This is a genomic window from Mycobacterium sp. E3251, from assembly GCF_001666835.1.
In the GTDB taxonomy this organism is placed as follows: Bacteria; Actinomycetota; Actinomycetes; order Mycobacteriales; family Mycobacteriaceae; genus Mycobacterium.
In genome coordinates, this window is sequence record NZ_LZJF01000161.1 from 1 (window position 1) to 12,365 (window position 12,365).

The following is a 12,365-nucleotide window of genomic DNA, read 5'->3' on the forward strand; positions in this document are numbered from 1 at the left end:
CACCGCGACCACGAACACGACGCCGGCGACGATGACCACCCACGCGACCACTTGACCCAGCCGACTGTGCGCGCCGAATCGATGCCCGTCCCCGGGGTGGCCGGTCACGGTGGTCGGTTCGCCGCTGGATTCAGGATTTTGCGTCATGCCCCAAACGATGGCACGGGTATACCCACCGGGGGTAGGGACCATTGGCCCTAGAAAAGGGCGTGGCCCATCTGGTCGGCTTACCTGATGGCCGGATTCACTCGGCGGGCCGCGCTCGCCGCGCTCGGCGCGCACAGTCGGCTGGGTCAAGTGGTCGCGTGGGTGGTCATCGTCGCCGGCGTCGTGTTCGTGGTCGCGGTGATCTTCTTCTCGGGCGTCTTCTTGGGCTGGGCCTCGGGTGACCGCTACGGCTGGCACCACGGCTACGGCGGCGGGCGCGGCGGTACCTGCCCGATGATGGGTCCCGGCGGCATGATGGGCCCGGGAATGATGGGACCCGGCGGAATGGGGCCGGGCGGTCCGATGGGGCCTCAGCAAACGCCAACGCAAACGCCGACGGCGCCGCGCCCCTAGCGCACGCCGGGCCGCGCTTCGATGGCGCTCTGGAGTTCGCTGCTCCGAAGATGACACCTGCCCGGCGTTCGTCGTTCCGCAACGGGCAAGCCGGCCGCAACCTCGCGCCGCCGGCGCCGGGGCCGGCGTTCAACCCCGGTTTCCATTCGGACCGTCAGGGTTAGCCAACCGCTCTAGAATGAGACCCTTTGGTGCTGCCCTGTAGCCGGTCGGGATGAGGTTGGTATGAATAGCCCTGCGCGCAATCCACGTCAGCTGGCCGGCGGCCGTCCGCGTAGGGCGGCCGCCTTGCTGCGGGCGGCGTTCAGTTGCGCAGCGGCGGCAATCGTGGTGGGCGGGTGCACATCCTTCGTCGACGGGCGGGCGCTGTCGATGCTCAACGACCCGTTCCGGGTGGGTGGCCTGCCCGCGACCAACGGCCCCAGCGGGATCCGCTCGAACGCACCCGCCCCCACGGGCACGGTCGTCAACACCGACAACGGCGAGATCGACAAGCTGGCGTTGCTATCGGTCAACGACATCGAGGAGTATTGGAAGTCGGTCTACAGCCAATCGTTGAAAGGCGACTTCGTCCCGGTTGGCAAGATGGTGTCGTACAACTCCAAGCAACCGTCCAGCCCGATCGTTTGCCACAACGACACCTATAAACTCGTCAACGCCTTCTACACATCGCGCTGCAACCTGATCGCCTGGGACCGCGGGGTGTTCATGCCTGTTGCGCAACGGTATTTCGGCGACATGTCCGTCAACGGCGTGCTGGCCCACGAATTCGGCCACGCCTTGCAGACCATGGCGAAGCTGGTGACCAGACGAGACCCCACGATCGTGCGCGAGCAGCAGGCCGACTGCTTCGCGGGCGTCTACCTGTTCTGGGTGGCCGACGGCAAGTCGCCGCGGTTCACGTTGAGCACCGCCGACGGGCTGGACCACGTGCTGGCGGGGATCATCACCACCCGGGACCCGGTGATGGACAGCGAGGCCGAGAACGACGACGAACACGGGTCGGCCCTGGACCGGATCAGCGCCTTCCAAATGGGTTTCATCGACGGCGCCTCGGCCTGCGCGGCGATCGACAAGAAGGAAATCGGCCAGCGCCGCGGCGACCTGCCCAACGCCCTGCGCGTCGACAGCAGCACCGGGAACCCGGAGACCGGGGAGGTCCCGATCGACCAGGACACCCTGTCGACGCTGATGGAACTCTTGGGAAAGGTGTTCTCCCCGAAGAATCCCCCGGCATTGTCCTACCAGTCCGCCGACTGCCCGGACGCCAAGGCCAGCCCGCCTGCGTCCTACTGCCCGGCCACCAACACGATCGTGATCGACCTGCCGAAGCTGGCGGCGATGGGCAAGGTCGCCGACGAGAACGAACAAACCCTGCCGCAGGGCGACGACACCGCGCTGTCGGCCGTGATGTCGCGGTACGCGCTGGCCGTGCAGCACGAACGCGGGCTGGCCATGCAGAGTCCGTGGACTGCCCTGCGTACGGCCTGCTTGACGGGCGTGGTGCACCGCAAGATGGCCGAACCCATCGAGCTCTCGTCGCAGAAGCAGCTGCTGCTGACGGCCGGCGATCTCGACGAAGCGGTGGCCGGGTTGCTCACCAACCACCTGGTCGCCAGTGACGCGGACGGCACCAGCGTGCCGGCCGGTTTCACCCGGATAGCGGCGTTCCGCGGCGGGGTGACGGGCAATATGGACGCGTGCTACTCCCGCTATCCGGGATGACCGAAAGGCCGCGCTGTCAACCGATCTGGGCGAGCTTGGGTATCACTTCGTCGCCGAGCCGTCGGATGAATCCGACCGGATCGGGGTTGCCGGGGAACGGACCGGCATTGACCATCTCTATGCCGAGTTCGCCGTAGCGCTCGACGGTTTTGAAGTAGCCGTCGAGGTCGTCGAAGGGATTCACGAAAAAGCCCACGGTCTTGCGGATTTCGCTCGGGTCGCGGCCGATCGCGTCGCAATGGCGGTTCAGCACCTCGACCTTGCGCTTGAGTTCGTCGACGTCGCTCGTGGTGCTGTTCCAGACGTCGGCGTACTGCGCCACCAGGCGCAGCGTCTTCTTCTCGCCGTCGCCGCCGATCAGAATGGGCGGGCGCCGAATCGGTTGCGGCTCACAGATCGTCTCCGCCAACTGGTAATACTTGCCCTGGTAGGGCCCGTTGTCCGCGCTCCACATCTGCCTGCAGATCTGCAGCGTCTCTTCAAGCATCTCGAAGCGCTGACTCACCGGTGGGTAGGGGAAGCCGAGGGCGGCGTGCTCGCGGTCGTACCAGGCGGCGCCGAGCCCCAGCATCGAGCGGCCTTGCGACAAGACGTCCAGTGTGGTGACCGCCTTGGCCAGCATGCCCGGGTAGCGATAGGTGACACCCGTGACCAGCAGGCTCAGCTCGATCTTGGTCGTCTGCCCGGCCAAGAAGCCCAGCGACGTATAGCCCTCGAGGAACGGATCCTCCGCCCGTCCCATCGCTTCCATCTGAAAGAAGTGGTCGGCGAGCGTGAACAGCGTCGCCCCGCCCTGCTCGGCGGCCTTGGCCGCGTCGGCCAGCGTCGGGCCCAGTGCCGCCGGGTCGCCGGGTAGAAAATCGATGAAGTGCAGTCCTACTTCCATTGCAGCCCTTGCCCTTTCATTATTCGGTCAAGCGCTCGAGCAGCGTTAGCGCGTCGAGGATGATGCGACGCTCGCGTTCGGAATACCGCTCGTGGATGGCGCGTGCCAGCCACTCCTCCCGTACCTGTCGGTTGCTCTCGGCCCGTCGCCGGCCCGCCGCGGTCAGCGAAATCAGTTGCCGCCGGCCGTCTTCAGGGTCGGGCTTGCGCTCGATCAGCCCCCGCTGCCCGAGGGCGGCCACTATCGTGGCCATGGACTGTGGACGTACCCGTTCGGCTGATGCCAGGACGCTCGCCGATGAGGCGCCCTCTTTCCAGAGCCGGTTGAGCACCGCCGTCTGTGAGGGGGTCAGGTCGCCGTCGGTGGCAAGGTCCCTCAACTGGCGTCGCAGCCGGCTGAACATCACCCGTAGGTCGCGGGCCGCCGCAGCCGCTGACTCGGCGATTCCGTCCACAAGATCAGTCTAAACTGTTCAGCCCAAACTGTCTAATTGCGTCCGAGCAGCTTTAGGGCGGCGTCGACCGCCAGCGCGGCCACGTTCAGCGTCTTGGACCGCAGATCGTGGCGCGCGCCTGCGATCTCGACGACGGCGGTCGTGCCGGTGACCAGCGCGGCGGCGGCGCGCAATTCGTCGGGCGTGCCGAAGGGATCCGACGTCCCGTGCGTGAACACCGTCGGCACCCTGATGTCGGGCAGGTGCTCGGTGCGGGTCCGTTCCGGCTTGCCCGGGGGATGAACCGGATACGAGAACAGGGTGAGCATGTCCACCGGCGCTTCGCGGGCCGCCACCACCATGGACGTCTGCCGACCGCCATAGGAATGCCCGCCGGCGATTAACGGGCCGTCGGCGAGGCCCCGGCACAGCGCGATCGCCTCGACGATCCCGGCCCGGTCGGCGGCCGCCGAACCCGACGGCGGGCCCTTCGGCCGGCGCCGCCGGTAGGGCAGGTTGTACCGGACGGCGAGCCAGCCGCGGCGCGCCCATTCGTCGCAAACCTGCTGCAGCAGCGGCGAATCCCGGTCGCCGCCGGCGCCATGGGTCAGCACTACCACCCCGGCGGGTGGCCCGTCGGGTGCGTGCGCCACGCCGGCGATCTCGTCCAGGTTCACGTCAGCCTGAACAAGGGTGAGACGGGGCCGTGCCCGTGGCCCAGGGGATAGGAGGCGCGCAAGCATTCGGTGACCCATCGCTTCCCGAACCCGACCGCGTCGGGCACGGTGAAGCCGTGCGCCAGCGCGCACGCGATGGCCGTGGCCAGGGTGTCGCCGCCCCCGTGGTCGTTGCCGCCCGGCAGGCGTTCCGAATCGAACTCGTAGCAGGACACGCCGTCGTAAAGCAGGTCGCAGCTGCGATCGGACGATCGCAGGTGACCGCCCTTGACCAACACCCACCGCGGTCCCAGCGCGTGCAGCGCCTTGGCGGCCGCCCGTTGCGACTTCGCATCCACGACGTCGATGCCCACCAGCAGCCGAACCTCGTCGAGGTTCGGCGTGACCAGGGTGGCCAACGGAAACAGTTGTCCGCGAAGGGCATCGAGGGCGGACGCCGCCAGCAGGGCGTCGCCGTGCATGGACGCGCACACCGGATCGACGACGAGCGGCACCGACGAGTCCAGCCGGTGCCACATGTCGGCCACCGCGGCGATGATGGGGGACGACGCCAGCATGCCGGTCTTGGCGGCCTGGACGCCGATGTCGGTGACCACCGCTTCGATCTGATCGGCGACGACGTCGGGAGGGACCTCGTGAAACCCCTTGACGCCCACCGTGTTCTGCACGGTTACCGCGGAAACGGCGACGCAGGCATGCACACCCAGCAGCGCCATGGTGCGCATGTCGGCCTGGATGCCCGCGCCGCCCCCCGAGTCGGATCCGGCGATGGTCAGCACGCGCAGCGGCGTGGTGCCCGGCGGGGCCAGGGGCAGGTAGCTCACTGTGCCGAATTGCCGCGACCCGCTGCGCCCGGCTCGGTCATTTCTGCCGCATTCGCGTCATCACGGCTGGGTGATCGGCAGGTACACCCGCTTGCCGTGCTCGGCGAACTCGCGCGACTTTTCGGCCATGCCCTCGCTCATGACGGCCTCGATCGCCTCCTCGCTGTCGAGCCCGTGCTCGGCGGCGTAGGCCCGGACGTCGGCGGTGATCCGCATGGAGCAGAACTTGGGCCCACACATCGAGCAGAAGTGCGCGGTCTTGGCGGGTTCGGCCGGCAGGGTCTCGTCGTGGAATTCCCTTGCGGTGTCGGGGTCCAACGACAACGCGAACTGGTCGTTCCAGCGGAACTCGAAGCGGGCCGTGCTCAACGCGTCGTCGCGTTCCTGGGCGCGCGGATGCCCCTTGGCCAGGTCGGCGGAGTGGGCGGCGATCTTGTAGGCGATCACCCCGTCCTTGACGTCCTTGCGGTCCGGCAGCCCCAGGTGCTCCTTGGGCGTCACGTAGCACAGCATCGCGGTGCCGGCCTGCGCGATGATGGCCGCGCCGATCGCCGAGGTGATGTGGTCGTAGGCCGGCGCGATGTCGGTCGCCAGCGGGCCCAGCGTGTAGAACGGGGCCTCCTCGCACAGCTCCTCTTCCAGCCGCACATTCTCGACGATCTTGTGCATCGGGACGTGTCCCGGTCCCTCGATCATCACCTGCGCGCCGCGGGCTTTCGCGATCTTGGTCAGCTCGCCCAGGGTACGCAGCTCGGCGAACTGCGCGGCGTCGTTGGCGTCGGCGATCGACCCCGGCCGCAGCCCGTCGCCGAGCGAGAAGGTGACGTCGTAGCGGGCGAAGATGTCGCAGAGCTCCTCGAAGTTGGTGTAGAGGAACGACTCCCGGTGATGGGCCAGGCACCAGGCCGCCATGATCGACCCGCCGCGGGACACGATGCCGGTGACCCGCTTGGCGGTCAGCGGCACGTACCGCAGCAGCACGCCGGCGTGCACGGTCATGTAGTCCACGCCCTGCTCGCACTGCTCGATCACGGTGTCGCGGTAGATCTCCCACGTGAGTTCCGTCGGGTCGCCCTTCACCTTTTCCAGCGCCTGGTAGATGGGCACGGTGCCGACCGGGACAGGGGAGTTGCGCAGGATCCACTCGCGGGTTTCGTGGATGTTCTTGCCGGTGGACAGGTCCATGATGGTGTCCGCACCCCAGCGGGTGGCCCACACCATCTTGTCGACCTCCTCGGCGATCGACGACGTCACCGCGGAGTTGCCGATGTTGGCGTTGACCTTCACCGCGAAGGCCTTGCCGATGATCATCGGCTCGATCTCGGGGTGGTTGTGGTTGGCGGGGATCACCGCACGGCCGCGGGCGACCTCGTCGCGCACCAGCTCGGCGGGCATGTCCTCGCGGGCGGCGATGTATGCCATCTCGGCCGTGATCTCGCCGGCCCGCGCCCGCTGCAGCTGGGTGCCGCGGTCGCGGACCACCCCCGGCCGCGCCGGCAGCCCGGTCGTCAGGTCGATGACAGCGTCCGCGTCGGTGTACGGGCCGGAGGTGTCGTAGAGGTCGAAGTGGTCGCCGGTGGACAGGTGCACGCGCCGGAACGGGACGCGGGCGCCGGGGAACCCCTCGACGTCGCGGTAGACCTTGCTGCTGCCTGCGATGGGTCCCGTGGTGACGGAAGCCTCGACGGCTTGGGAAAGGACATCAGTCATTTTTCATCTCCCTACGCCGGCATTACCCGGTCAGGTTCGTACGGTCGACGGCCCCAGCCGTCCTCTCAGCGCATTCGACGTGCGCTCCCGCGTTTTTGGATGGTCCGCACGCGACGTTACCCCCACCCCGGACCTGCTGGCATGTGGGCGCGCCTTTTGGTCAGGGCGGTAGCCGGTGGTATCCCCCTGGTGTAAGGATGCAAACGTGCAAGAGCAAGGGGAAACGGACGGGCCGACACCCGACACGTCCCGCAGCGGTCACGAGCTGAGTCCGCCCGAGGCGGCCGCCTGTCATCTCAACGTCGGCACCTTCCGGTTCTGGTTCATCGGTGAGCGCTGGGAGTGGTCCGACGAGGTGGCCAGGATGCACGGTTACGAACCGGGCACCGTCGAGCCCACGACGAAGCTGTTGATGTCGCACAAGCACCCCGACGACCGCCGGCACGTCCAGGAGGTGCTCGACTACGCCCTGCAGTCGGCGGAGTCCTTCTCCAGTCGGCACCGGTTCCTCGACACGTCCGGCAACGTGCACGACGCGATCGTCGTGGCCGACCGCATGCACGACGAGTCGGGCGCCGTGGTGGGCACCGCGGGCTATTACATCGACCTCACCAACACGTTCGACGAAACCCGGCAAGAGGTGCTCGACGAGGCCCTCCCCGACCTCTTCGAAAACCGCGCGGCGATCGAGCAGGCCAAGGGCGTGCTGATGTTCGTCTACCGGGTCAGCGCCGAGCAGGCGTTTCGCGTGCTGCAGTGGCGGTCGCAAGAGACCAACGTGAAGCTGCGTGCGCTCGCCCGGCAACTACTCGCCGAGGTGACTACCCTCGAAGGCTCGACGGCCACTCTGCAGGGTCAGTTCGATCATCTGCTGTTGACGGTGCACGAACGGATAACCGCCGAGTCCGCCGGGTAACCAGAGGAATACGCGAACGCGGCAGCCCGCAAACAGTTAGTGTTCCTAGACGCTCCGAGCGGCGCACGCCGCGCATTCGGCCGACTGTGAAAGGCGCTGGAGTTGTTGGCGGTGGAACATGAGTCTCTCGAGGATGCGGTCGTCGTGCGCGTTGCGGGCGCCGTCGACTCCAGTACCGTCGAAGAGGTAGCCACTCACCTGAACGCCGCGCTCAAGTTGGCCGAGACTCACCCGGCCCGGCTGATGGTCGTCGACCTGCAGGCCGTCGACTTCTTCGGCAGCGCGGCGTTGAACGCCGTGCTCGAGTGCCACGACGAAGGCAAGGAAGCCGGGACGGCCGTCCGCCTGGTCGCGAACAACGACCAAGTGCTTCGTCCGATCGAGGTGACCGAACTGGATCGGATCTTCGACATCTACCCGACGCTGCCCGAGGCTCTGCAACACAAGCGACAGCAATGAACCCGGCGCTGCCGCCCGACCTGGCGGCTGCGGTCGAGCTGGGCGGCGAGATGGGCCGCCGCTTCGCCGAATTCGACTGGGACGCCCATCCATTGGGATCGCCGCGGGGCTGGTCGGCCGAGGTGCGCGCGGCCGTGGCGATCGCCCTGACCTCGCGGTTCCCCATCGTGCTCTGGTTAGGGCCGGAAAACCTCTTCCTGATGTACAACGACGGCTACGCGCAGATCCTGGGAGACAAGCACCCCGCGGCCCTGGGTTGCCCCGCGGAGCAGGTGTGGTGGGAAATCTGGGAGCAGATCTCCCCGATGCTCACCAGCGTGATGGAGACCGGCGTCGCGACCTGGTCCGACGACCTGATGCTGCAGCTCATCACCGGTGGTGAATCCCAGGAGCGGTATTTCACCTTCACCTACAGCCCCATCATCGGCGACGACGGTGGGGTCCCGGCCGTTTTCTGCGCGGTGATCGAAACGACCGACCGGGTGTTGAGTGAGCGTCGGCTCCACCTGCTCAACGCGGTCGCGACCGCCGTGATGGACGCGCACGCCATCGACGACGCGGTGAGCAGCACCGTCGCGATATGCGAGGCGCAGCCGCTGGACTTGCCGTTCATTGCCGTCTACGTAGCGGACGACGAGGCGGCGCGCGACAGCACGCTGCGGGGGGCCACGCCGTCGATCCGGCCGCTGCTGCCTCGCTCGCTGTCGGAGCTCAAGGGCTGGGACACCACGCCACGGGCCCGGGCCGCGCGCGTCATCGACCGGCTCGAGGACGTAATCCCGGGCATCACAGCGCGTTTCGGCGAGAACTGCCCCCGGCAGGCCCTGGTGTTGCCGCTGGGAGAAAACTCGAACGCCGGGGCGGTGGTGATCGGGGCCAATCCGCGGCGTCCCCTTGATTCGATGTACCGCGGCTTCTGCCAACTGCTCGCCGACCAACTGTCCGCGGCGTTCGCCTCGGCCGTCTCCTACGAACAGCAGCGGCGCCGGGCCGACGCGCTGGCCGAATTGGACCGCGCGAAAACGGCTTTCCTCACCAACGTCAGCCACGAGTTCCGCACGCCGCTCACGCTGCTGCTCGGACCCCTCGACGATGCGCTGACCGAAGCGGCGCCGGGAACCGCATTGGCGGATCGCCTGAACACCGCCGCCCGCAACGCGCGGCGCCTGCAGCGCCTGGTGGACTCGCTCCTCGACTTCTCCCGCATCGAGGCCGGCCGCGCGAACGCGAAGTTCGCGTGTGCCGACGTGGGCGCGCTTACCGCCCACATAGCATCGTCGTTCACCGAGCTCTGCCATCGGGCGGGGCTCGATCTCGTGGTGAACTGCTCGCCGGTGCTGGCCGACGTCGACCCGGGCATGTGGGAGACGATCGTCCTGAACCTGCTGTCGAACGCAGTCAAATACACTCTGCGGGGAACGATTTCGGTCGAGGTGCGCGCCGAACCCGAGCACTGCGTCGTCACCATGCGCGACACCGGAGTGGGGATCGCCGCCGCGGACCTGGACCGCCTGTTCGAGCGCTTCTACCGGGCCGACAACCTGCGCGGCCGCAGCGTTGAGGGCACCGGCATCGGCCTGTCGCTGGTGCGCGGGCTCGTCGAGCTGCACGGCGGAACCGTGCAGATCGACAGCGAATTGGACCGCGGCACGACGGTGACCATCCGGTTGCCGCAATCTATCGGCACGGCGGCCGACCAGTCACCCGCCGGCCCGCTGGACGAGACCAACCCGTACGTGGCGGAGGCCCGCCAATGGCTGGCGCCGGTTCCGGAACGCGACTCGTCGGCCGCCGCGGCCGAGAAGTCTCGCCAATTGGTGCTGATCGCCGACGACAACGCCGACATGCGAGACCATCTCGACCGGGTGCTGTCGCCCCATTGGGAGACGGTTCTTGCCGCAGACGGTGAGTCCGCACTGGCGGCGACCCGAAGCCTGCGTCCGGACGCGGTCGTCACCGACGTCATGATGCCGGGCGTCGACGGCTTCGGACTGGTGACTGCCATCCGGGCGGACCCCCAATTGGCGGCGACGCCGGTCCTCATGCTGTCCGCCCGGGCCGGCGCGGAGGCGGTCGACGAGGGTTATGCCGCCGGCGCCGACGACTACCTGCCCAAGCCGTTCCGTTCCCAGGAACTGATCGACCGGTTGAAGTCGCGGCTGTCCGCGGTGGCCCGCGAGCGCGACCGCCAGCGTCGTGCGGCGGCCTCCGATCTGTTGCCACTCGACTCCGCGCTGCAGGCCACCGACTCGGTCGCCGGGATCTTGGCCGCCCTGCTGGAGTCGCCGTTCGGCTCGGCCGACGCCGCAGCCGTCACGATCGGCGTCCTCGACGGCGAACGCCACATCCGGTTCGAATACGCCGGCGACCTGCCCGGCGAATTGCGCGACCGCTACCACGTGACAGAACTCGACTCCCCGGTGGTGGGGGCCGACGTCGTGCGCACCGGCGAGCCGATGGTCATCACGGACACGTTCGACCTGCCCCCGCGCTACGAACACGCCGTGCAGGACACCGCCGACAGCGTTCGGGCCTGCGTCGCCCATCCATTGCGGGATCACACGGGCCGCGTCATCGGCGTGCTTGGCTTGCTGTGGTCCACGCCGCGCCAGTTCGACACGGCCGAACTCGAGGCGTTCGGCCGCATTGCCGAGCTGACGTCCTCGGCGTTGGACCGGGTTCGCGTTATGGCGCGCGAACACCGCATCGCCGTCGACTTCCAGGAGCATCTGCTGGACCTGGACCGGGGCTCGACCGCGGCCGTCGTGGCCGCCGTTTACCAGCCCGCCGGTGAGGCGATGCGCGTCGGCGGCGACTGGTATTCGGTCACCCCGCTGGATCGCGCCGGCCGGGTCGGGATATCGGTGGGCGACGTCGTCGGCCACGGGCTGGCCGCCGCGATCGTGATGAGCAGGCTGCGCGCCGCGGTCGCCGCCTCGGCCCTCACCGCGGGCGAACCGGGCGCGGTGCTCGGGGCGCTGGATCGGTACGGCGCCAGCGTCGCGGGCGCCCGCTGCGCGACGGTGGCCTACGCGCTCGTCGAGACCGAACCGGACACCGGTTGCGCCACCGTCCGGTACAGCTGCGCCGGCCACCCCTATCCGCTGCTGGTCTTTCCCGACCATCGCGCCGTGTTCCTGACGTTCGGGCGGCGTCTGCCGGTGGCCGTCAAGGAACACGATGCCGAGAGCTATCCGTCCGGCGCCACCGCGACGGCGAATCTGCCACCGGGAAGCCTGATCCTGCTGTACACCGACGGGCTCATCGAGCGCGCCGGCGAGACGCTCGATGACGGGCTGGGCCGCCTGAAGGCCGCGGCCGCGGAATGCGTCGACCTTCCGGTCGAGGCGGTCTGCGCCGAGCTGCTGTCCCGGCTGACCCCGCCCGGCGGCTACCGGGACGACGTCGTGGTGCTCGCGCTGCGGCCGAGCCACGACTGCCCGCGCAGCTTCGCCACCGTGGTCACGGCCGCGCCGGGCCAGATTCCGGTGGCGCGCGAGCGGTTACACAACTGGCTGGCCGGCAACAACGTCGACCCGAAGCGCGAAATGGACATCCTGTTGGCGACCGGCGAGGCCGTGACCAACGCGATCGAGCACGGCAGTGACGGCGAGCCGCGCCGAACGGTCTCGGTGGAGGCCTTCCTGCGCCGGCAGACGGTTGCGGTCACGGTCAGCGACACCGGGCGGTGGGTGGGCGATTCCTCGGCCAGCCTGCGCAGCAGGCGGCGCGGCCGCGGTCTGACCCTGATCGGCGGGCTGGCCGATCACGTCGACACGTTCCGCACCGCCGGGGGCACCCGGGTCACGCTGCGGTTCGACAACGTCGCCGGGACCGCTTGACCCGCTCTCAGGCCTCTTCCATCGCCTCGCCGAGCTCTTCGAGGAGCTTGTTGTGGTGGTTGCTGGCCAGCAGGTGGCCGGCGGCGATCACCACGGCCACCGGCCAGTCGATGAGTTCGAGCGCCGCGAGGGCGGCCAGGCCCCCGAAATAGGCCAGCTGCTCGGGCCGGGGGATTTCCATCTGACCGACAACCGGAAGGTTGACGTGGAACGTTTCGCCTTCGCGGATCTTTTGCACCGCATCGCGCTGCGATGTCCCCCTGCGTGACTTCTTTTCCGCCATCATTTGCCTTTCGGTAACGAAGGGTTTGCCGACTCGCCGGGTACTGCGA

11 protein-coding genes and 1 riboswitch are annotated in these 12,365 nt (G+C 68.4%); of the genes, 5 read left to right on the forward strand and 6 right to left on the reverse strand.

All coding sequences use genetic code 11. From position 1 onward, the window contains the following. The first annotated feature begins 234 nt into the window (after positions 1–234). Both A5697_RS19585 and A5697_RS19590 read left to right on the forward strand, forming a co-directional pair. On the forward strand, positions 235–561 hold the full coding sequence (locus tag A5697_RS19585; protein ID WP_068011738.1) for a hypothetical protein: 327 nt from the start codon (positions 235–237) through the stop codon (positions 559–561). A gap of 225 nt (positions 562–786) precedes the next feature. Beyond that, on the forward strand, positions 787–2,286 hold the full coding sequence (locus tag A5697_RS19590; RefSeq protein ID WP_156673373.1) for a peptidase: 1,500 nt from the start codon (positions 787–789) through the stop codon (positions 2,284–2,286). 16 nt (positions 2,287–2,302) lie between these two features. Here the strand turns inward: A5697_RS19590 and A5697_RS19595 are convergent, their stop codons facing one another. From A5697_RS19595 to thiC, 5 genes are all read right to left on the reverse strand, one after another. Then, positions 2,303–3,172, reverse strand: coding sequence for an LLM class F420-dependent oxidoreductase (locus tag A5697_RS19595; protein WP_067948965.1), 870 nt, complete (start codon positions 3,170–3,172; stop codon positions 2,303–2,305). A gap of 19 nt (positions 3,173–3,191) precedes the next feature. After that, on the reverse strand, positions 3,192–3,626 hold the full coding sequence (locus A5697_RS19600; RefSeq protein WP_067948963.1) for a MarR family winged helix-turn-helix transcriptional regulator: 435 nt from the start codon (positions 3,624–3,626) through the stop codon (positions 3,192–3,194). A gap of 32 nt (positions 3,627–3,658) precedes the next feature. Further along, complete coding sequence (locus A5697_RS19605) at positions 3,659–4,282, reverse strand: alpha/beta family hydrolase (protein WP_068011740.1); 624 nt, start codon at positions 4,280–4,282, stop codon at positions 3,659–3,661. Next, positions 4,279–5,106 (reverse strand): bifunctional hydroxymethylpyrimidine kinase/phosphomethylpyrimidine kinase, encoded by an 828-nt coding sequence (gene thiD, locus A5697_RS19610; RefSeq protein WP_068011741.1) that lies wholly within the window; start codon positions 5,104–5,106, stop codon positions 4,279–4,281. Before thiD ends, A5697_RS19605 begins: the two co-directional genes overlap by 4 nt. Before the next feature lie 60 nt (positions 5,107–5,166). Further along, complete coding sequence (gene thiC, locus A5697_RS19615) at positions 5,167–6,816, reverse strand: phosphomethylpyrimidine synthase ThiC (protein ID WP_068011742.1); 1,650 nt, start codon at positions 6,814–6,816, stop codon at positions 5,167–5,169. Then, a riboswitch (TPP riboswitch) is annotated at positions 6,808–6,917 on the reverse strand. (Overlaps the previous gene by 9 nt.) 164 nt (positions 6,918–7,081) lie before the next feature. On the opposite strand from thiC, the gene A5697_RS19620 reads away from it, so the two are divergent. From A5697_RS19620 to A5697_RS19630, 3 genes are all read left to right on the forward strand, one after another. Beyond that, positions 7,082–7,732: a PAS and ANTAR domain-containing protein gene (locus A5697_RS19620; RefSeq protein WP_068011810.1), complete on the forward strand. Its 651-nt coding sequence runs from the start codon at positions 7,082–7,084 to the stop codon at positions 7,730–7,732. Between the two features lie 96 nt (positions 7,733–7,828). Then, the gene (locus tag A5697_RS19625; protein WP_068011743.1) at positions 7,829–8,191 is read left to right on the forward strand and encodes an STAS domain-containing protein; all 363 of its coding nucleotides are present in this window, start codon (positions 7,829–7,831) and stop codon (positions 8,189–8,191) included. Next, positions 8,188–12,033, forward strand: coding sequence for an ATP-binding protein (locus tag A5697_RS19630; RefSeq protein ID WP_068011744.1), 3,846 nt, complete (start codon positions 8,188–8,190; stop codon positions 12,031–12,033). Before A5697_RS19625 ends, A5697_RS19630 begins: the two co-directional genes overlap by 4 nt. A gap of 7 nt (positions 12,034–12,040) precedes the next feature. Here the strand turns inward: A5697_RS19630 and A5697_RS19635 are convergent, their stop codons facing one another. Beyond that, positions 12,041–12,316, reverse strand: coding sequence for a hypothetical protein (locus A5697_RS19635; protein ID WP_156673374.1), 276 nt, complete (start codon positions 12,314–12,316; stop codon positions 12,041–12,043). Positions 12,317–12,365 lie beyond the last annotated feature (49 nt).

Excerpts from the sequence above, each read along its gene's own strand:
- A5697_RS19585 (WP_068011738.1), top strand. The coding sequence starts at position 235 with ATGGCCGGATTCACTCGGCGGGCCGCGCTCGCCGCGCTCGGCGCGCAC.
- A5697_RS19590 (WP_156673373.1), top strand. The coding sequence starts at position 787 with ATGAATAGCCCTGCGCGCAATCCACGTCAGCTGGCCGGCGGCCGTCCG.
- A5697_RS19595 (WP_067948965.1), bottom strand. The coding sequence starts at position 3,172 with ATGGAAGTAGGACTGCACTTCATCGATTTTCTACCCGGCGACCCGGCG.
- thiC (WP_068011742.1), bottom strand. The coding sequence starts at position 6,816 with ATGACTGATGTCCTTTCCCAAGCCGTCGAGGCTTCCGTCACCACGGGA.
- A5697_RS19630 (WP_068011744.1), top strand. The coding sequence starts at position 8,188 with ATGAACCCGGCGCTGCCGCCCGACCTGGCGGCTGCGGTCGAGCTGGGC.
- A5697_RS19635 (WP_156673374.1), bottom strand. The coding sequence starts at position 12,316 with ATGGCGGAAAAGAAGTCACGCAGGGGGACATCGCAGCGCGATGCGGTG.